Annotated in this window: 17 protein-coding genes; 7 read left to right on the forward strand and 10 right to left on the reverse strand. The window is 65.3% G+C overall.

The genetic code is table 11. The annotated features are described in order from the left end of the window. Positions 1–120: 120 nt before the first annotated feature. The 3 genes from H292_RS0117955 to H292_RS0117965 form a co-directional block, all read right to left on the reverse strand. A complete protein-coding gene (locus H292_RS0117955) occupies positions 121–534 on the reverse strand; it encodes a TIGR03668 family PPOX class F420-dependent oxidoreductase (RefSeq protein WP_019665002.1) in 414 nt (137 codons plus the stop codon). Between the two features lie 19 nt (positions 535–553). Then, positions 554–2605, reverse strand: a complete 2052-nt coding sequence (locus H292_RS0117960) for a putative bifunctional diguanylate cyclase/phosphodiesterase (RefSeq protein ID WP_020112280.1) — start codon at positions 2603–2605, stop codon at positions 554–556. 112 nt (positions 2606–2717) lie between these two features. Continuing rightward, positions 2718–3767 carry a LacI family DNA-binding transcriptional regulator gene (locus H292_RS0117965; RefSeq protein WP_020112281.1) on the reverse strand — a complete coding sequence of 350 codons (1050 nt, stop codon included), beginning with the start codon at positions 3765–3767 and terminating at the stop codon, positions 2718–2720. Positions 3768–3813: 46 nt separating this feature from the next. Between H292_RS0117965 and H292_RS27245 the strand changes: the two genes are divergently transcribed. Next, complete coding sequence (locus H292_RS27245; protein ID WP_020112282.1) at positions 3814–5025, forward strand: MFS transporter; 1212 nt, start codon at positions 3814–3816, stop codon at positions 5023–5025. A gap of 42 nt (positions 5026–5067) precedes the next feature. On the opposite strand, the gene H292_RS0117975 is transcribed toward H292_RS27245, so the two are convergent. After that, positions 5068–5700 carry a hypothetical protein gene (locus H292_RS0117975; RefSeq protein ID WP_027498902.1) on the reverse strand — a complete coding sequence of 211 codons (633 nt, stop codon included), beginning with the start codon at positions 5698–5700 and terminating at the stop codon, positions 5068–5070. A gap of 346 nt (positions 5701–6046) precedes the next feature. Between H292_RS0117975 and H292_RS0117980 the strand changes: the two genes are divergently transcribed. From H292_RS0117980 to H292_RS0117990, 3 genes are read left to right on the forward strand one after another with little or no spacing between them, the layout of a single operon-like run. Beyond that, a complete protein-coding gene (locus H292_RS0117980) occupies positions 6047–7078 on the forward strand; it encodes an ABC transporter substrate-binding protein (protein ID WP_037188680.1) in 1032 nt (343 codons plus the stop codon). 23 nt (positions 7079–7101) lie between these two features. After that, on the forward strand, positions 7102–8139 hold the full coding sequence (locus H292_RS0117985; RefSeq protein ID WP_020112285.1) for a FecCD family ABC transporter permease: 1038 nt from the start codon (positions 7102–7104) through the stop codon (positions 8137–8139). Then, positions 8136–8918 (forward strand): ABC transporter ATP-binding protein, encoded by a 783-nt coding sequence (locus H292_RS0117990; RefSeq protein ID WP_020112286.1) that lies wholly within the window; start codon positions 8136–8138, stop codon positions 8916–8918. Before H292_RS0117985 ends, H292_RS0117990 begins: the two co-directional genes overlap by 4 nt. A gap of 9 nt (positions 8919–8927) precedes the next feature. Here the strand turns inward: H292_RS0117990 and H292_RS0117995 are convergent, their stop codons facing one another. From H292_RS0117995 to H292_RS0118010, 4 genes are read right to left on the reverse strand one after another with little or no spacing between them, the layout of a single operon-like run. After that, on the reverse strand, positions 8928–9287 hold the full coding sequence (locus H292_RS0117995) for a PLD nuclease N-terminal domain-containing protein (RefSeq protein WP_019664995.1): 360 nt from the start codon (positions 9285–9287) through the stop codon (positions 8928–8930). A gap of 59 nt (positions 9288–9346) precedes the next feature. Beyond that, the gene (locus tag H292_RS0118000) at positions 9347–10600 is read right to left on the reverse strand and encodes a lipase family protein (RefSeq protein WP_020112287.1); all 1254 of its coding nucleotides are present in this window, start codon (positions 10598–10600) and stop codon (positions 9347–9349) included. An 8-nt stretch (positions 10601–10608) separates the two neighbouring features. Then, the gene (locus tag H292_RS0118005) at positions 10609–12066 is read right to left on the reverse strand and encodes a pyridoxal phosphate-dependent decarboxylase family protein (protein WP_020112288.1); all 1458 of its coding nucleotides are present in this window, start codon (positions 12064–12066) and stop codon (positions 10609–10611) included. After that, a complete protein-coding gene (locus H292_RS0118010; protein WP_020112289.1) occupies positions 12063–13427 on the reverse strand; it encodes an MFS transporter in 1365 nt (454 codons plus the stop codon). The genes H292_RS0118005 and H292_RS0118010 overlap by 4 nt, the downstream gene beginning before the upstream one ends. Before the next feature lie 167 nt (positions 13428–13594). On the opposite strand from H292_RS0118010, the gene H292_RS0118015 reads away from it, so the two are divergent. Beyond that, positions 13595–14245, forward strand: coding sequence for a class I SAM-dependent methyltransferase (locus H292_RS0118015; protein ID WP_020112290.1), 651 nt, complete (start codon positions 13595–13597; stop codon positions 14243–14245). Here the strand turns inward: H292_RS0118015 and lat are convergent. Next, positions 14242–15591: an L-lysine 6-transaminase gene (lat, locus tag H292_RS0118020; RefSeq protein WP_051127771.1), complete on the reverse strand. Its 1350-nt coding sequence runs from the start codon at positions 15589–15591 to the stop codon at positions 14242–14244. The two genes, H292_RS0118015 and lat, sit on opposite strands and share 4 nt — an antisense overlap. Positions 15592–15712: 121 nt before the next feature. Between lat and amaB the strand changes: the two genes are divergently transcribed. Then, the gene (amaB, locus tag H292_RS0118025) at positions 15713–17248 is read left to right on the forward strand and encodes an L-piperidine-6-carboxylate dehydrogenase (RefSeq protein WP_020112292.1); all 1536 of its coding nucleotides are present in this window, start codon (positions 15713–15715) and stop codon (positions 17246–17248) included. Here the strand turns inward: amaB and H292_RS0118030 are convergent. After that, positions 17241–17807: a TetR/AcrR family transcriptional regulator gene (locus H292_RS0118030; protein WP_019664988.1), complete on the reverse strand. Its 567-nt coding sequence runs from the start codon at positions 17805–17807 to the stop codon at positions 17241–17243. The genes amaB and H292_RS0118030 overlap by 8 nt on opposite strands. A 79-nt stretch (positions 17808–17886) precedes the next feature. Here H292_RS0118030 and H292_RS0118035 point away from each other — a divergent pair, with 79 nt between their 5' ends. Continuing rightward, a complete protein-coding gene (locus tag H292_RS0118035; protein WP_020112293.1) occupies positions 17887–18471 on the forward strand; it encodes a dihydrofolate reductase family protein in 585 nt (194 codons plus the stop codon). The last annotated feature ends 1 nt before the right edge of the window (position 18472 follow it).

Raw genomic sequence — 18472 nt, forward strand, 5'->3', positions numbered from 1 at the left:
CACTTGGAGTGACCGAACGTCACGTTCGGTCCCGAAGTGGGGAACTGAAAGTGGGGAACTGAAAGTGGGGAACTGAAGCGGGGGCTGACGGTGGAGTATCGAGAAACGAGCCGCTGAATTCTAGGACGCTTGCCAGGATCGCCAGGTGAGCTTGCTGATGACGATCACGGGGCCGTCGGGGGGTGTGGGGGTGTAGTGCTCGTATTTCTTCACCAGCGCGGCGATGGCGGTGCGGCCGCGGTCGGTGTCGGCGTCGATGACTTCGGCCGAGCCGCCGGCGCGGATCCACCAGAGGTCTTTCCAGTTCTCGGAGTAGTTGTCGACGATGAGGCTGACGGCCGGGTCGGCGCGGATGTTCTCGAGTCGCTTGAGTTTCTGGGTGCTTTTGGGTTTCCAGTCGATGGCGGTGACGAGGGTGTCGTCCACGCGGGCGAAGACGATCGGCACGAGGTGCGGGGTGCCGTCGGCGTTGACGCTGGAGAGGATGGCGCGTCGGGCTTCGCTGAAGCGTCCTATTTCGTCGTCGATCTTCACGGTGCGTCGTGTCCTCGTGTCAGGCCGACGCGCTGTGTGCGTCGTTCGGCAGCAGGATCGTTTCGAGCTGTGGTGCGGTCATGGGCTTGCCCAGTAGATGACCTTGCCCGAATGTGACGCCCATGTCGACGCAGCTGGCGAGTTGGTCTTTGGTTTCGATGCCTTCGACGACGGTGTCGCGTCCGAGATCGTGCGTGACGTCGACGACGGCTTTGCAGAGCGAGGTCATGGCTCGTCTGCGCTGTAGGTCGCGACTGTCGAGGTGTTGGGTGAGTGATTTGTCGATTTTGAGGATGTCGACGGGCAGGGTGGCGAGGCGTTCGAGGGAGGAGAAGCCGGAGCCGAAATCGTCGATGGCGATGAGGGATCCGTGGCGTCGGACATCCATGAGTTGGTAGTGCACTGCGTCGATGTCGTGCAGCGATTTCGACTCGGCGAGTTCGAGGACCAGCCGGCCCGGTTCGATTCCGAGGGAGTCGATGATGCTGTTGACGTCGGTGGCGAGTGTGCCTGCGGCGAAGTGGAGTGGGCTGACGTTGACGCCGACCTGAATGTTCAGGTCTTTGCACTGCCAGGCGGCGAGGGTGCGGCAGACCTGCGAGAGGATCCAGTTGCTGAGCGGAATGATCAGGTCTGCGTCTTCGGCGAGACCGATGAAGCTGTCCGGCATCAGCAGGCCCAGTTCAGGGTGGTCCCACCGGATCAGTGCTTCGGCGCCGATGACTGCGCCGGACGCGAGTTCGACGATGGGTTGGTAGACCATCTGCAGCTCGTGTTCGGCCATCGCGACTCCGCGGAGGCGTTCGACGAGTTCGAGGCGTGTGCGGTTGCTGTCGCGCAGATCCGCCGAGAACACCTGGTGGCTGCTGCGGCCGAGGTTCTTGGCTGCGTGCATGGCGGTGGTGGCGTCGTGGATGAGCTGGACCGGGTCGTCGGAATCCGGTCCCGAGGTGGCGACGCCGACGCTCGCGGTCACCGTCAGCTGACGGTCGTCGACGGTGAAGGACGGTTCGAGGACACTGGAGAAGCCGGCGGCGAGGGCTCGAGCAGCGATCGACTGGCAGCCTCGGGCGATGACGACGAACTCGTCGCCGGTGAGCCTGCCGAGGGTGTCGTTGGGCCGGGTGGAGGCGGCGATTCTTTCCGCGACCTGCTGGAGAAGTTCGTCGCCGTGTACGGGGCCGAGTGCGTCGTTGAATTCACGGAAGCCGTCGATGTCGACGAGCAGGATGCTCACTTCGTTCTCGTCGGAGCGCACCGCGAGTTCGGTGGCGAGGAGCGCTTCGATCTCGTCGCGGTTCGGCAGACCGGTCAGGGGATCCTGGCGGACGGGCGCCTCCGCGGCCTGCGCGGTGATGTCGGTGTGGGTGAGGTAGATGCCGCCGTCGGCGAGGCGGGTGGCTCGGATTCGGTAGACCACGGACCCGAATCTGTGGTTGGAGGAGAAGACCTGCCCGGATCCGGAGATCAGGGCGCGCAGGCCGTCGACCAGTGAGATTGCGGTGTCGTTCCCTCGGGCGATCGCCGGTGCCCACAGGTCGAAGTAATTGGTTCCGGGGAGGCACCCGTCGGTCTGTGGTCGATCCGCCCAGAACGTGGACCACACGCTGTTGACCAGGACGACCACCCCGTCGACGTCCAGGACGACGACGCCGGACGGAACGGCGTCGAGCATGGTGCGCGCGAGGTCGTCGGTCCATTCGACGCGGGTGTCTCCGAGCCGCTCGCTGGTGATGTCCGTTGCCCAGATCGCGTGCCCGGAACTGCCCTTGACGGTGCGGTAGGACAGCCATTTCTGCAGGGTGTACGAGAAGTCCTCGTACACTCCTGGGCCGTTGCAGGAGGAGACGAACGCGGTCCAGGCGGGATCGGTGAACCAGGCGTCGATGCATCGTCCGACAAGGGTGTCGATCGGCGCCGTGAGCAGCGCCGCGGCAGCGGGATTTGCGTAGGTGACGACGAAATCTCGATCGACCAGCACGAGGGGGTCGGACAGCAGGTCCAGCTCGGCCTGAGGAACGGCAAATGGATTCTCGACGGCAGGGCGGGGCATGGGTGTCTCTCGGTTCATACTTCCCCCCCGTGGCCGGTCGGCCGCGTTCACCATAACCCGAAGTTTGCTTATGCGCTACAAACAGGTCGCCTTCCCCGTTTTGAGGCGACTTCGAGTGTGAATTACCCGGTTACTGGGGGCGCGCGGGTCTCGTCGAATTCCGGACCTGCACCGACCATGGGCTCTCAGGGATGCGGTCGAGGGAGCCGAGCACCCAGCGCGCTGCGTCGCAGCCCTGATCGAACAGTGATTGCGCGACGGTGGTCAGACCGGCGGCTCGGGCCGCATCGGAATCGTCCCAGCCGGTGATCGCAACGCCGTCGCAGCCGTCGAGCGGGCCGACGACATCGAGTGCCCCGAGCGCGAGGTCGTCGCTGCAACACAGAAGTGCGTCGGCGCCGACTAGTCGCCGTGCCGCGTCGGCGCCGTCGGGGGACGCGTTCGATCCGGCGAAGGCGACGGGAGTGGACTCCCACTTGAAACCCGCGTCGACGACGGCTCGGCGGAAGCCGGCGAGGCGTGCGGCGGTGACCGGGAAGGTGGCGTCGGCCGGGTCGGGGCCGTGCACGATTTCGACGACGCGGTCGCGATTGCGCGGAAAGCTGATCACTGCAGGCTTTGTCGACTGTCGCAGTCCTACTTGCCCGACTGCGAGTGCTGCTGCCGAATCGTCGATCCCGATCATTGCTGCGCCCGGGACGACGGGTCCGCCCTGGATGCAGACCGGCTTGCCGGTGCCGATCACGACGTCCAGCATCGGGTCGTCGGACACCGTGGTCCACAACACGTACCCGTCGACCTGAGCGCCGCGTATGCGCTCCAGATCGGCCTTCGCCGGCGAATTCGGCTGAGACCGGCCTCCATTGGGCAGCAGGACGAGTCCGGAGTCGGTGTCGAGGCAGGCCTCGGCGATTCCGGTCAGGAACGCGCGGGCCTGGGGGTTCTCGAACGAATACGTCAGTTTCTCGCTGAGGACGACGCCCACGTTGTTGGTCTTGCCGCTGCGCAGCGATCGTGCGCCCGTGTGCGGGCCGGTGTATCCGAGGCGCTCCGCTGCAGCGAGGACTCGCGTCCTGGTGGCGTCGGAGACGCGTGTCGGTTGGTTGTAGGTGTAGGAGACGCTCATCGTGGACACGCCCGCGGCGGCGGCGACGTCGGCCATGGTCGGGCGGGGGTGCATGCGTTCACACTAGCGTTCCTCGTCGACATGTGTAACGATACACATCATGGGTGACGGTAGATCTCTCGCCAAGCTTCTCGTTCTTGCGGCCGCGGCCTTCGTCTACGTGACCGCCGAGACGCTGCCCGTCGGGCTGCTGCCGGAGATCTCGTCGGACATGGGGGTCAGTGAATCGAGCGTCGGCCTGCTGTTGACGTTCTATGCCTACGGAGTCGCGGTGATGACGATGCCGCTCATGACGTTCGTGCGCAGGTGGCCGCGTCGAACAGTGGTCGTGGTGACCGTGGGCGCACTCGCGGTGTCGCAATTGCTGTCCGCGGTAGCCATCGGATATCCGATGCTGGTCGTCGCTCGAATGATCTGTGCTGCAACGCACGGCGTGTTCTGGGCAGTGGTCGCACCGGTCGCAGCATCGCTCGTCGCCCCGGAACGCAAAGGCAAGGCCATCGCGACGGTCTACGCCGGAACGTCGTTGGCGCTGGTGGCAGGCAATCCGTTGACCGCTGCCCTCGGCCAGTGGCTCGGCTGGCGCACAGCGGCCGTGTGCATCGGTGCCGTCGCGGGGATCATCGCGGTGACGCTGTTCGCGGTGCTGCCGACGATGAAGGTCGCCGACGCCGGCTCGGGCCCCGGATCACGGGTTCGCGTCCTCGACCGATCGCTGGTGATGATCTGTGTTGCAACGTTTCTCGCAGTGCTCGGCCACTTCGTCGCGTACACGTACTTCTCGTTGATCGTGGACCGCGGCCTCGGGTCCGTCGGAACGACCCTGACCGCGATGCTGCTGCTGTACGGGCTGTGCGGAGTCGTCGGTATCTGGATCGTCGGCAGGACCTTCGATCGCTGGCCGAGGCGATCCACCATCGGTGCACTGTCCGTCGTTGTCGCCGCACTCACCCTGCTGTGGACGACCATGCTCTCCGCCCCAGGTTCCCTTGCAGCACTGAGTGTCCTGGGCATCGGACTGTGGGGTCTGGCCTTCACCACCGTCCCGGTATGCCTGCAGTCGACCGTCCTGAACACCGCGCGCTCCGACCCTGACCGCGCCTCGGCCGTCTACGTCGTCGCATTCCAGCTCGCCATCGCCTCGGGCGCCCTCGTGGGCGGAATCGTCGTCGACAGGGCATCCATCGCCGACGTCATCGCCCTCGCCGGCCTACTCGTCATCGGCGCCCTCGTCACCGTCACCGCCGGGCGCAACACCTTCCCGGGCGCGCGTCCCACCGAACCGAACGTGACGTTCAGTCACTCCAACTGACCGAACGCCACGTTCGCTCCGGGAACAGGGGCCACGTTCGGTTCACGGTGCGGCGTCGAGTACTCCGATCCAATGGTGTCCGGGGTGGACGAGTCGAAGCCAGGACTGCAGACGTGCGCGCATTGCCTGGTCGAGATGGGGGAGGACGCGACGGAAGTCCAGTTCGTCCTTTGCCCGACAGTGTTTGGCTTTGAACAGCAACACCACTTCGGGTGTGGAATAGGGGACGCCGTCCGTGGTGCGCCGGATCATGACGTCGTACGGCAGGGAGATCGCCGAGTTACGTCGGTACACCCAGTGGTCCCCGGCGTGTGGTTCGCGAAAGACGTCCAGCCGATAGGTGCCGGCGTCGTCGCGCAGCCACGTCTGGAAGTGCCTGTCCAAATGGTCGGGATACGGCCACAACCGCCCGTCCCCGACGACATCCCACTCGTAACCGTCGAGCGCCGGAGATATCTCGCCGAACCGATGTGCCGGAACACCGATCTCCACGTCGCTGTGATCGCGAGCCGCGTCGTCGGTGAACAGCTCGAGCGCCCATCCCGCGGTGATGCACCACGGTGCTCGAACGGTTGCCAGTCGTTCCGCCACATCGACGGGTGACCAGGCGGCCCACCGCGAGGTGGCTTCGGCGTCGGAAATCGGGCGGCCGACGGACAAATTCACGGCCCCCATCATGCCTTCTGTAGGAGCGAACGCGGATTCCGGTCAGTCTGACTGACCGAACGTCACGTTCGCTCCGGGAACAGGGGCACGCTCGCTCCACGAACAGGGGCCACGTTCGGTCCGTGAACAGGGGCGAGAGCTGAACGACCGGGTCGAGGGGAAACGTCAAGAGGGGTTAAAGTAAGCCCAGGATTACCGGTGTAGTGGTCTGTGTGATGGGCGAGGGAATCCGGTGTGAATCCGGGACTGACGCGCAACGGTGACCACGAGTGTGGGAGTCCGATCGCTTGCCTGTTGCAGCGTATGTCCCGCGGCTCCGCGACCAGGGCCCCTAGTAGGAAGTTTGCGCCACCTCATGGCTATTCGTGTCCCCTTCGGTGTTGCTGTGCTGTCAGCAGCTCTTGTTCTGTCTGCTTGTTCTTCCGGTTCCGAGTCGGAGGCGGTGCAGGAATCGTCCGGCAATTTTCCGTTGACTATCTTCAACTGTGGTCAGGAGGTGGTGATCGATGCGCCTCCGCAGCGAGCGGTGTCGCTGAATCAGGGGTCGACGGAGATTCTGTTGAGTCTCGGTTTGGCGGATCGGATGGTCGGGTCGGCGACGTGGACGGATCCGGTGCGGGAGAACCTGGCGGCGGACAACGAGCGTGTTCCGCGTTTGGCGGACAACAAGCCGTCGTTGGAGGTGGTGCTCGACGCCGAGCCGGATTTCGTGTCGGCGTCGTTCGGCGGGACCCTCGGGCCTGGCGGGGTGGCGGAGCGTGGTCAGCTCGAGCAGCTCGGTGTGCCCAACTACCTGTCGCCGACGGACTGCAACGGCAAGACCGACGAGAGCGTCAATTCGGATGGTGCTCGTACTCAGCCGTTGGAGATCGAGTCCGTCTACCAGGAGGTTCGTGATCTTGCGGCCATCTTCGACGTGTCCGAGCGCGGTGAGGAGTTCGTCGCCGAACTGCAGGAGCGGTTCGACAAGGCGTCGGGCACGGTGAATGCGTCGGGCACCTCGTTGGTCTACTGGTTCGCCGATACTGCGACGCCGTACATGGCGGGGTGCTGCGGGTCGTCGGGCATCATCACCAATTCGGTGGGCGCGGAGAACATCTACTCGGACACCACCGACGAGTGGCCGCAGGTCAGCTGGGAGTCGGTGGCGGACCGCAACCCGACGGCGTTCGTGCTGGCCGATCTGAGCCGCCGGTCGCTGGCCGGTGACGCGTTGGATTCCAAGATCGAGTTCCTGGAGACCAATCCGGTGACTCAGCGCCTTCCTGCGGTGACCGACAAGCGCTACATCGTCGTGAACGGGGCGGATCTGAATCCGTCGATCAGGACCGTCGACGGCGTCGAGAAGGTCGCTGCTGCACTCCAGGGCTGGGGCCTGGCGAATTGACCGTGCCCCAGGCGGAGCCATCGGTGCGGAAGGCGGAGCCGTCGGTACGGCGGAGCTTTCTGCTTCCGCTGCTGCTGATCGGCTCCGTCGTCCTGGTGCTGTCGATCGCAGTGGCGATCACGATCGGTCCGGCGGATCTGTCGGTGGCCGATGTCTACCGAATCACGTTCGAGCACATGGGGTTCGGAAGCTCCGGCGTGAGCCGGATCAAGGATGGGATCGTGTGGGAGCTTCGGCTTCCGCGGACGCTGCTGGCAGCGGTGTGCGGCGCCGGTCTGGCTCTGTGCGGCGCGATCATGCAGTCCCTGCTGCGTAACCCGTTGGCCGATCCGTTCGTGCTGGGTATCTCGTCCGGGGCATCGACGGGCGCGGTGCTGGTCGCGGTCCTCGGGATCGGCAGCGGTATGTACTCGCTGTCGACGGGCGCGTTCGTCGGAGCGGTGTTCTCGTTTCTGCTGGTGATGTTGCTCGCCGCCGGTGCCGGGGGAGGCACCGATCGGGTAGTGCTCGCCGGAGTGGCTGGGACGCAGTTGTTCTCGGCGTTGACGTCGTTCATCGTCATCTCGTCGGCCGATGCAGAACAGACACGAGGGGTTCTGTTCTGGCTGCTCGGATCTCTCGGTGGCGCCGACTGGGGCGATGTGATGATGTGCGGGATCGTCTGTGCCGTCGGCATCGTCGTGTGCCTGCTGTATTCGTCGGCGCTCGACGCGTTCACCTTCGGTAACGACGCCGCGGCCTCGCTGGGAGTGTCCGTCAAGTGGATTCGGATCGTGCTGTTGGTCATCACCGCGTTGATCACCGCGACGTTGGTCAGTGCTGCCGGAGCGATCGGATTCGTCGGGTTGGTTCTGCCGCACGCGGCGCGGTTCCTGGTCGGCGCCCGGCATCGTCGGCTGTTGCCGACGACGGTGCTCGTCGGCGCGATCTTCATGGTGTGGGTCGACGCGATCGCCCGCACGGTGTTCCAGCCACAGGAAATTCCGGTGGGCGTGGTGACCGCGCTGATCGGCGTGCCTGCGTTCGCGGTGATTCTCTTCAGAATGCGGAGGACGAGATGACGATCGAGGCCGCATCCGTGCGTTGGTCTCGCGGCCACAACCAGATCCTCGACGGAGTGGATTTCGATCCGCATCCGGGTGAGACCGTCGGGCTGATCGGACCGAACGGGTCCGGTAAGTCGTCGCTGCTGCGGATTCTGGCGGGAATCGTCTCACCCGATTCCGGTGACGTCACGCTCGACGGCGCGCCGATGGCGTCGATGCGGCGCAAGCAGATCGCTCGACGCGTGGCGATGGTGGATCAGCATTCGGACACCGAGGTGGACATCGCGGTGCGCGACGTGGTTCGACTCGGTCGGATCCCGCACCACGGTTTGCTGGGCGGAGATTCGGCAGCCGACGACGTCGCCGTGGACAAGGCCCTGACGGACACGGGAATGACGTCGAAGGCGAATCGGCTGTGGCACACCCTGTCCGGCGGTGAGCGTCAGCGCACGCAGATCGCCCGTGCGTTGGCGCAGGAACCGACGGAACTGCTCCTCGACGAGCCCACCAACCACCTCGACATCCAGCACCAACTCGACATCCTGGCGTTGATTTCGGGCCTGCCGTTGACCAGTTTCATCGCATTGCACGATTTGAATCTGGCGTCGATGTTCTGCGATCGCATCGTGGTGTTGCAAGCGGGAAAAGTCGTGGCCGTGGGCAGGCCGTCGGACGTCATCACCCAGGATTTGGTGCAGGAGGTCTACCACGTGCGAGCGTCGGTGGAACTGGACGAGACGGGCACGTATCCGCAGGTCACCTACAAACCGTTGGTCTCGAGAGCTGTTCGCTGATCCCCGCCGTCAGGCGCCGTCGCCGCGAGCTTTACGACGCTGTTCCTCGGCGCGGGCACGGCACTGACGCAGAAATTCCTCGTCGGCCTCGGCCGTGGTTCCGGTTGCCCGGCCGGGCCGCGTGTCGTATTCCGGATACGCCGAGTTGCTGCGGCGGGCTGAACTTCCGCCGCCCGCTCCGCCCCAGATTCCGCCGTCGACGGGCCGTCCCACGAGGAGCCACACGATCGATCCGGCGAGCGGGATGAAGATGACCAACAGCAGCCACATCATCTTGGGAAGGTGCCGTACACCGCCTTCGTCGGCGGTGATGACGTCGATCAGGCAGAACACCCACAGGATCATGATGATCAGGCCGAGGTACGGCATCGAACTTCCCTCCAAGTAGAGACCGGTCGGTCTTTCGCGAAGGGAACTTTACTATCGGCTCAGATTTCTGCACAGCGGGAAGTGGTCGGTACTCCTGCGAACCGATCCTTGATCCAGCCGAGCCCGACGCCGAAGTCCGTCGCCGCGGGTGCGAGGTGGTTGACCCCGAGGCCTCCTGGGACGGGCGGGAGCTCGTTGACGTACAGCGATGCGTCGGCGCCGCGAGAGCACCATTCGGTGACGAGTCGGCGTGCTTGGTCCGTCGGGATGAAGTCGTCGGCCTGCGCGGTGTTGACCAGAACCGGAGCGCTCGGGGTTCCGTTTCCGATGCGCTGGTCGTCGAAGACCCGCTGCACGACGGGGTTGCCGCCGATCGAGTCCGCCAGTGTCTTTCCGTCCTTGGTCCATTGCGCCGTGGAGGTGCCACCGAACTCGCGCCGAGCTTCGATGAGGCATTGCGTCGACACGCGCCTCAGTACTTCCTTGCCTCGATCGTTCGACGCCTCGTCGACGACGGACTGCAGTTCCGGATAGCGGGCGACGAAACCGTTGATCGCAAAGCCGATTGCCGCAGTCAGTCCCGTCCCGTCGATGTGCCGCAGTACGGCGTCGAGGTCGGAGGGAGGCGCACTCGCGTAGGTGCCGGCCACGTTCAGTTCCGGCGCGTAGTCACCTACCAGTTCGGCCGCCGATGCCGCGGCACCGCCGCCCTGGGAGTGCCCCCAGAATGCGACGGGTCCCGCATGGTCATCGTCGCCCAGTGTCGTGGCGGCGCGGGCGGCGTCGATCATGGCGTGCCCTTCCTCGACGCGGTTGACGTAGGTGTGGATGCCCGGTGTGCCGAGGCCGATGTAGTCGGTGACGAACACGCGGATGCCCTGTGTCAGGAATGCGACGGCGAAGGCGCCTTCGTAGTTGATGGAGGTGCTCCCGGTCTTCGGGTCGTATTGGCCGCCGGTCGGGAATTGCCGCGACGGCGCACACTGGTCACCTTGGCCCTGCGTGCCCGGCCCGATGACGACGGTCGGCGTCGGGCCGGCCGGGTAGGGGGCCGACGGTTCGAGGTACGTGCCCGTCACCGCGACGGGCGTGCCGTCGGCGAGGGTGGAGGTGTACTTCACGCGCTGGGCGGGCGCACCTGTCTGCCCGACGAACGGGATCGGCTCGGTAGCGACAACGGTCCCCGGTTCCGAGGGGATCTCCGCCGGTTCGGCGTAGAAGTCCGGTGCAGCCTGGGCCGGTACAGCACCGGCTGCCAGTACAAGTCCCGCTGCCACTATCAACCGCGCTGCCAGTGCAAGTCGAATACGCATGTCCACCCCTACTTTTCGATCACTCGTGCCAGAAATTCGATCAGCATCGCGGCGCTCACGTCGCGGGGCAACTGTTCGACGCCTGCAAGTACCGACGCCATGTCCAGGTCCCCGCTCCCGGTCACGCCTGCCGCTTGGAGTGCGCCGTACACCTCGTCGGACGACAGTGCCGATGCCTGTTCGGAGGTGAGCACGCCGTCGCGGAACAGTCGGGCGAGCTCGGCCAGTGCGGGCGGCGGCTCCGCTGCGGCCTGTCCACGCACGTCGTCGGCGGCACCTACGAGAGCTGCGACCAACTCGCCCTGCACGGACACTGTCGCGGGTGTGACGGTCAGATGAGTGGTGCGCGGCAGCACCGTTCCGTCGGATTGCGTCAACGACGGCTGTGCCTGCAGCGAGAAACCACGCTTGCCGACGGCGCCGAGCCACACATGCGGATCGACGGCAGCCCGCGGCCCGTCTGCGGAATCCTTGGCCACTGCGAACAGCGGCCCGACGGGGTCGCCGACGACGCGTAGCCCGTCGATGGCGCGGATCGCGGCGACGAGTGCCGTTGTGGAATCGTGCATTCGGTCGGTGAGGTCGGCGAATCCGTCGACGCCGAGTGCGGTGACTATCGCCCATGCCGCCGTCATCGCCCCGACCGATCTGGAACCGAGCAACGTCGGGTTGACGACGGGATATCCTGGCCAGTCCGTGAGCCCGAAGTACTGGTGGCGGTGGCGATCTCGGCCGCGCACCAGCAACAGCGATGCACCTTTGGGGGAGTAGCCGTACTTGTGCAGGTCCGCCGAGATGCTCGTGACGCCGGGCACTCCGAAGTCCCAGGCAGGCACGTCGCCCCACCAGGGCAGTGCCAGACCGCCGATACAGGCGTCGACGTGAACGGCCACCCCGCGCGCTGCCGCGATGGCAGCGATGTCCGCGACGGGGTCCATCGTCGCGAACGGGTAACTGGGAGCCGATGCGACGACGAGAATCGTGTCGTCGCGGATGGCGTCGGCGATGCGTCCTGGATCCGGCACGCCCGAGACCGGATCGACCGGTACGACAATGGATTCCACACCGAGTAGGTGCGCGGCCTTGCGGAAGGCGGCATGTGCCGTCGTCGGGTGGACGATGGAGCCGCCGTGCTTACCTGCCGCATCACGTGCTCCGAGGACCGCCAGGATGCAGCTTTCGGTGCCGCCGGTCGTGACGTTGCCGACGACGTCCTCGCCTCCGTGGAAGATCGAACGCCCGAAATCGACGAGATCCCGCTCGATCGTGGCAACCGAGGGAAACACCGTCGGATCGAGGCCGTTGACGGATTGGACCTCACGCATGGCCGCAGCGGCGAGCTCGTCGAGTTCGGCGACACCACTGTCGTAGACGTAGGACAGGACACGGCCGCCGTGGGTCGGTGCGTCGGCGGTGCGCAGCTCCCGCAGGCGCGCCAGCACGGCCTTCATGTTCGACGCTCTCATAAGGTCCTTTCGTCGATTCGGCCACGACGCCGGCTCGGCTCTGATATTCGAAACTGCTTCAGCAGAACGACACTCAGTATCACCAACGCGGCAGGAACGATCGAGCATCCCACGACGATGCCGGGAACCACCGAATCCGGTTGGGACACGATGTCGTCCGTCGTGCTGGACCGGAACCCGACCGAAGCGAGGATCAGCAGGAACACCGCAGGCCCGACGGCTCCCGCCCCTGTCTCGCAGGCAGTCCACACGCCGCTGAGTGCGCCTGCTCGTGATCGGCCGAAGCGGGCGGCGTCGTCCTCGATGGTGTCCGGCAGCAGGGAAAGTGGAAAGGCCTGCATCCCTGCGTATCCGATGCCGCAGGCGGCTGCCGACGCGAACACCCACGGGCCGGGCGTCCACAACGCGATGACGAACGACACGCTGCCGAGCGCGAAGACGATCGACGCCGCAACGAATCCGACCGTCCTGCTGTACTTCAGACCGAAGCGATACCACACCGGCATCACCAGAAGAGCGGGTCCGACGACGGCAGCGAACAGCAGCGTCAGCGCGGCTTCGTCGCCCAGGACGTAGGTGGCGAGATACTGCACACCTGCGAGCAGGATTGCGACCGCAAGTGCCTGAACGACGAAGGTGATCAGCAAGATCCGAAACGACCGTGTGGAACGCACTGCGCCGAGGCCTTCGCGGTACTGCGCCCACACCGTCCCGTCCGACGGATCGGCCCGACTCACCGATTTCCCTCTCGTGCCCCACACCGTCAGCAGCATGCCGACGCCCATGACCGTCGCCGCCGCGATCGCCATGACGAGGTATCCGGTGGGACCGCCGCCCGCAGCATCGCGAACCGCTGGTCCTCCTCCGCCGACCAGAAGGATCGCGGCGGCGAGCACCGCGATGCGCACGGTGACGAGGCGGGTCCGATCTTTCGCGTCGGTGTACAGCTCGGTGGGCAGCGCAATGTACGGCACCTGAAAGAAGCTGTATGCCGTTGCGGCGAGCAGGAAGAACACGAACACCCACAGCGCAGCAGGGCCGATCGGAGGCGCGAACGTCAGCACGAACAGCACGGGCATGGCCAGCGCGCCGACAACCATTTCCGGCGTTCGAGACCCGGTGCGCGCCGAGCGTGTATCGCTGAGCGCTCCGACGAGTGGGCCGAGCAGCACATCCCAGATCTTCGGAACCAGGATGACGAGCGAGGCGAGTCCGGCAGCCACGCCGAGGGTGTCCGTCAGGTAGTACGCCAATACGAGGCCCGGAAGAGCAGCGAACCCACCGGTGCCGATACTGCCTGCGCCGTACCCTGCAACAACACCCGCAGCAGCGCTGCCTGCAGGTACCGCACGATCGGTCACCCGGTCAGACTAGAGGTAGATCCGATGAATGCGAACGGTTTCGATCACCCTGACGTCAGGAGTGGAGCCGGCGGAATGACCCAGGTGTTCAGGAGTGGAGCGGGGGGTTCGGTTGGCGGTGATGGGGGTAGTGAAGTGGCGAGAAACGAATCGAGACGGAGGTCCACGTGGGGTTGAGTGAGCTCGAGGCGATGGTGAGACGCACCGTCACTGCAGGCCAGCCGTTCGAGTACGGCGCCGATGAGGCGGAGCTTGCCTATCTGAGTTCATTGGCGGCCGACGACGGCGTGGAGTTGATCTGCGAGATCGGCTTCAACGCAGGCTTTTCGACGTGGGCCTTTCTGTCCGCGTCGCCGACGGTCACGGTCGTGTCGTTCGATCTGGCCGAATACGAGTACAGCGATGCCGCCAAAGCTCACATCGACGAACTGTTCCCGGGCCGACACACCTTGATCCGGGGAGATTCGCACTCCACCGTCACCGAGTACGCCCGCACGAATCCCGACGTGCGCTTCGACGTCGTGTTCGTCGACGGTGACCATTCGCTGGACGGAGCGCGTGCGGACCTGGCGGACGCGCGCGCGTTCAGCACCACGGACACCGTCGTCGTCATGGACGACATCACCCCGTGGCTCTGGTTCGGTGAAGGCCCGACCGCTGCGTGGCAAGATGCCGTCGACTCCGGCTTGATCGACCACCGGAGCTACTACCAGGACGGCAGGATCGTGGACGCCGTCGTACCCCCGGCCGACCGAGCCTGGGCCGTCGGCCGCTACGTGACCCCCGGAACCTCGGCCGAAAGTACCGCTCCCATCTAGTTTCCGCGTTCCTGAAGCCGTGCCACACACCGCTCCACCGCCTCGAGTCCTCGGTCCAGGTCCGCTTCGCTGATCGTCAGCGCCGGCCGGAACCGAACCGAGCTTCCGCCACATCCGAGAGCAAGGACGTGCTCGGTCTCGCGGAGGTCGTCGATCAGACGATCCCGGGTGGTGGCGTCGGGAAGGGTGAAGGCGCACATCAGACCGCGGCCGCGTACCTCGGTCACCACGGCATGCCGCGACGCGATGTCCCGCATCCGTCCCAGCACGCGGTCACCGAGCGTGCCGGCGCGCTCGATCAGGTTCTCGGACTCGATCACCTCGAGAATGCGACGAGCCCGCACCATGTCGGTGAGATTGCCACCCCACGTGGAGTTGATACGCGACGAGACCTCGAAGACGTTGTTCGGGACGTCGTCGACGCGGCCGCCTGCCATGACTCCGCACACCTGGACCTTCTTCCCGAAGGCCACCACGTCGGGTACGACGCCGAGCTGCTGGAAAGCCCAGGCGGTTCCCGTCATTCCAGCGCCCGTTTGCACTTCGTCGACGACGAACAGTGCGTCGTGTTCGTGGCACAGCTGCCGCAGCTTCTGCAGGAACCGTGGCCGGAAGTGGTTGTCGCCGCCCTCGCCTTGAATGGGTTCGACGATGGCACAGGCAATATCGTGCGGGTTGGCTTCGAACGCGAGGCGTGCCGCGGCCAGGGCGTCGTCCTCCAGTGCGTCCATGTCCGCGCCGGTTCGGATGTACGGCGACGGGATGCGGGGCCAGTCGAACTTGGGGAAGCGGGACACCTTGTTGGGGTCGGTGTTCGTCAGCGACATCGTGTAGCCGGATCGTCCGTGGAATGCGTGCTCGAGGTGCAGTACCTGCGTACCCAGGTCGGCGTCCAACCCGTGCGCTTGGTTCCAGCGGCTCTTCCAGTCGAACGCGACCTTCAGCGCGTTCTCGACGGCGAGTGCACCACCTTCGACGAAGAACAGATGAGGTAGCCGCGGATCGCCCAGCACCCGTGCGAACGTGTCGACGAACCGAGCCATCGGGATCGAGTAGATGTCGGAGTTGCTCGGCTTGTTCATCGCGGCCTCGAGCAAATCGGCTCGGAACTGCGCATCGCCTGTCAGCCTGGCGTGATTCATGCCGAGAGCATTGGATGCGAAGAAGGTGAACAGATCCAGGTACTCGGTGCCGTCCCGCGCGTCGACGAGGGTGGATCCGCGGGAAGCCGTCAGGTCCAGCACCATCGCGAAGCCGTCGGCGAGCATGTGGCGGCCGATCGTGTCGTGAACGTCCGATGCGTCGAAGGAACCGGAGGCATGTGGGGTGTGCAATACCTGCGTCATGATCGCCAACGTACCCGACAATATTCCGTAAAGAAACGGCTACGACCGTAAATTTTACGGCGTTGTGACCCGTCGGCTAGATTGAATGTTGCTGCCACGGCGACGAAAGGTGATTTTCGCGATGACTTCCCCGGTCAAGCACGACGAGCTGAGCGTCCGTACCCGCGCAATCCTGGGACGCCTGGGGGTGACCGCCGACCTCGACGTGCCCAGGTCGGAACTGCCGGTCGTCGCACGTTCACCGATCACCGGGGGCAATCTCGCGTCCCTCGCCGCGGCCACCGCTGCGGATGTCGACGCCGTCGTCACCGTGGCGAAATCTTCGTTCGCCGAGTGGTCCGCCGTTCCCGCTCCGGTTCGAGGTGGACTGATCCGCGAACTCGGCGAATTACTGCGTGAGTACAAGGCCGATCTGGGCGAGTTGGTCTCCATCGAAGCGGGCAAGATTCTGTCCGAGGGCCTGGGCGAGGTCCAGGAGATGATCGACATCTGCGACTTCGGCGTCGGGCTGTCCCGTCAGCTCTACGGCAACACCATCGCAACCGAGCGCCCGGGCCATCGCATGATGGAGCAGTGGCATCCGCTCGGCGTCGTCGGAGTCGTCACTGCCTTCAACTTTCCTGTCGCAGTCTGGTCGTGGAACACCGTCCTCGCCTTGGTCGCCGGCGACACCGTCGTGTGGAAGCCGTCGGAGAAGACGCCCCTGACCGCGCTCGCTGTTCAAGCGCTGTTCGAGCGTGCCGCCGCCAACGCGGACGTCGATCCCCTCGTTGCGCAGTTGGTCATCGGCGACCGAGTGGCCGGTGAGGCGCTCGTCGACGATTCCCGCGTGGCTCTCCTGTCCGCGACCGGGTCCACGCGCATGGGCCGAGCCGTGGCGCCCCGCGTCGCGGAGAGATTCGGACGCGTACTGCTCGAACTCGGTGGCAACAACGCCGCAATCGTGACCCCGTCCGCCGATCTGGACCTGACGACCCGCGGGATCGTGTTCTCCGCGGCGGGTACCGCAGGGCAACGGTGTACGTCTCTGCGACGACTGATCGTGCATTCCTCCATCGCCGACGAGCTGGTCGGGCGGATTGCGAAGGCGTACGAATCGCTGGCCATCGGGTCGCCCCTGGACGCCGACACGCTCGTCGGGCCGCTGATCGACGCGCCGGCCTTCGCCGGCTTCCAGAAAGCGCTCGACGCTGCCGTCGGCGCTGGTGGTGTCGTGAAGGCAGGCGGTTCGCGCGTCGACATCTTCGGCGAGTACGCCTACTACGTCCAGCCGACGGTGGTGACGATGCCTGCGCAGACGGACATCGTGCGTCACGAGACGTTCGCGCCGATTCTGTACGTTCTCACCTACGAGACGCTCGACGAGGCCATCGCGCTGCACAACGATGTGCCACAGGGTCTTTCGTCGTCGATCTTCACGACGGATCTGCGTGAGGCCGAGCGGTTCCTGTCCGCCGCCGGATCCGACTGCGGCATCGCCAACGTCAACATCGGACCGTCGGGAGCGGAGATCGGCGGCGCGTTCGGCGGCGAGAAGGAAACCGGTGGCGGACGCGAATCCGGTTCGGACGCCTGGAAGTCCTACATGCGACGGGCAACCAACACTGTGAACTACTCCAACGAGCTGCCTCTCGCGCAGGGAGTCGAGTTCACCTGAGCAGGCCGTTCACCAAATCGTCGACGATGTCGTCGGTCGAGGTCTCCGGGTCGATCGGGTAGGTCAGTCGGTCGAACAGGAGACCGTCTATCGCGTAGTGGAACAACGCGATCTCCTTGGCGCCGCCGGGAAGTCCCGCGGCAAGGTTGAATTCGACGTCGCCGCGGAAGTTCGACCGTTGCCACGTGCCGAGAACGGCGCCGATCTCCGGCCGTCTCGACGCCTCGAGTCGCAGTTCGAACAACGCCAGCGTCACTTCTCGGTTGGTCAGGAGCCGCGCGACGATGTCGCGGGTGTACTCAGCGAACAGTTCCGCGCTCGGAGCTTTGGCGGCGAGCGGGGCATGCACGTCGGGATCCGGGGCGAGCCGTTCGCCGATGCGCTCGATCAATCCGGCGATGACATCTTCGCGCGTCTTGAAATAGTTCGACGTGGTGCCTTTCGGTACTCCTGCCTGCACATCGATGGCACGGTGGGTGAGTCCGCGTGCGCCTTCGGCGGCCAGGATCGAAATGCCGGCGTCGGCGAGATCGGATCTGCGTTGCGAATTGCGAGCCATGGAAAAAGACTAGCGCAACCACGACAGGTGTCGTACTCTCTGATTCGAACCACTACATCCGTCGTGATTGGAGATTCTCATGCGTGAACTGGTCTATTACGTAGCCGCCAGCCTCGACGGCTTCATCGCCGCCCCGGACGACACGTTCGATGCTTTCCCCCAGACGGGCGATCACATCGACATGATCCTGCGCGAGTACACCGACACGATCCCGACGCTCGGCCTTCGCGCCACCGGACTGACGCCGCCTCTGACGAGGTTCGACACGGTGATGATGGGATGGGGAACCTATGCGGCCGAGGGTGAACACCGGCGCGGCGGACCGTACGAGCATCTGAAGCAGTACGTGTTCTCTCGCAACCACACCGCCGACGATGCGGTGCCGGAGGTGACCGTGACGGACGAGGATCCGGTTGCCCTTGCGCTGGAGCTGAAGCAGCAGAGCGGATCGGACATCTGGTTGGCCGGTGGAGGGGTCTTCGCGTCCGCACTCGTCGACGAGATCGACCGGATCATCCTCAAGATCAACCCGATTCTGCTGGGATCGGGCAAGCGGCTCTTCGCCGACCGCGACTATTCGGTTGCGGACTTGAATCTCGTCGCCAGCACGCCGTATCGATCCGGGGTGGTCATCAACGAGTACACGCTCGACCGATCCTCGTAGG

The sequence above is a fragment of the Rhodococcus sp. 114MFTsu3.1 genome (assembly GCF_000383555.1).
GTDB lineage: Bacteria > Actinomycetota > Actinomycetes > Mycobacteriales > Mycobacteriaceae > Rhodococcoides > Rhodococcoides fascians_E.

Coding starts and splice junctions, on each gene's coding strand:
- H292_RS0117960 (WP_020112280.1), bottom strand. CDS start 2,605: ATGAACCGAGAGACACCCATGCCCCGCCCTGCCGTCGAGAATCCATTT.
- H292_RS0117965 (WP_020112281.1), bottom strand. CDS start 3,767: ATGCACCCCCGCCCGACCATGGCCGACGTCGCCGCCGCCGCGGGCGTG.
- H292_RS27245 (WP_020112282.1), top strand. CDS start 3,814: ATGGGTGACGGTAGATCTCTCGCCAAGCTTCTCGTTCTTGCGGCCGCG.
- H292_RS0117975 (WP_027498902.1), bottom strand. CDS start 5,700: ATGGGGGCCGTGAATTTGTCCGTCGGCCGCCCGATTTCCGACGCCGAA.
- H292_RS0117980 (WP_037188680.1), top strand. CDS start 6,047: ATGGCTATTCGTGTCCCCTTCGGTGTTGCTGTGCTGTCAGCAGCTCTT.
- H292_RS0117990 (WP_020112286.1), top strand. CDS start 8,136: ATGACGATCGAGGCCGCATCCGTGCGTTGGTCTCGCGGCCACAACCAG.
- H292_RS0117995 (WP_019664995.1), bottom strand. CDS start 9,287: ATGCCGTACCTCGGCCTGATCATCATGATCCTGTGGGTGTTCTGCCTG.
- H292_RS0118000 (WP_020112287.1), bottom strand. CDS start 10,600: ATGCGTATTCGACTTGCACTGGCAGCGCGGTTGATAGTGGCAGCGGGA.
- H292_RS0118005 (WP_020112288.1), bottom strand. CDS start 12,066: ATGAGAGCGTCGAACATGAAGGCCGTGCTGGCGCGCCTGCGGGAGCTG.
- lat (WP_051127771.1), bottom strand. CDS start 15,591: ATGACGCAGGTATTGCACACCCCACATGCCTCCGGTTCCTTCGACGCA.
- amaB (WP_020112292.1), top strand. CDS start 15,713: ATGACTTCCCCGGTCAAGCACGACGAGCTGAGCGTCCGTACCCGCGCA.
- H292_RS0118030 (WP_019664988.1), bottom strand. CDS start 17,807: ATGGCTCGCAATTCGCAACGCAGATCCGATCTCGCCGACGCCGGCATT.
- H292_RS0118035 (WP_020112293.1), top strand. CDS start 17,887: ATGCGTGAACTGGTCTATTACGTAGCCGCCAGCCTCGACGGCTTCATC.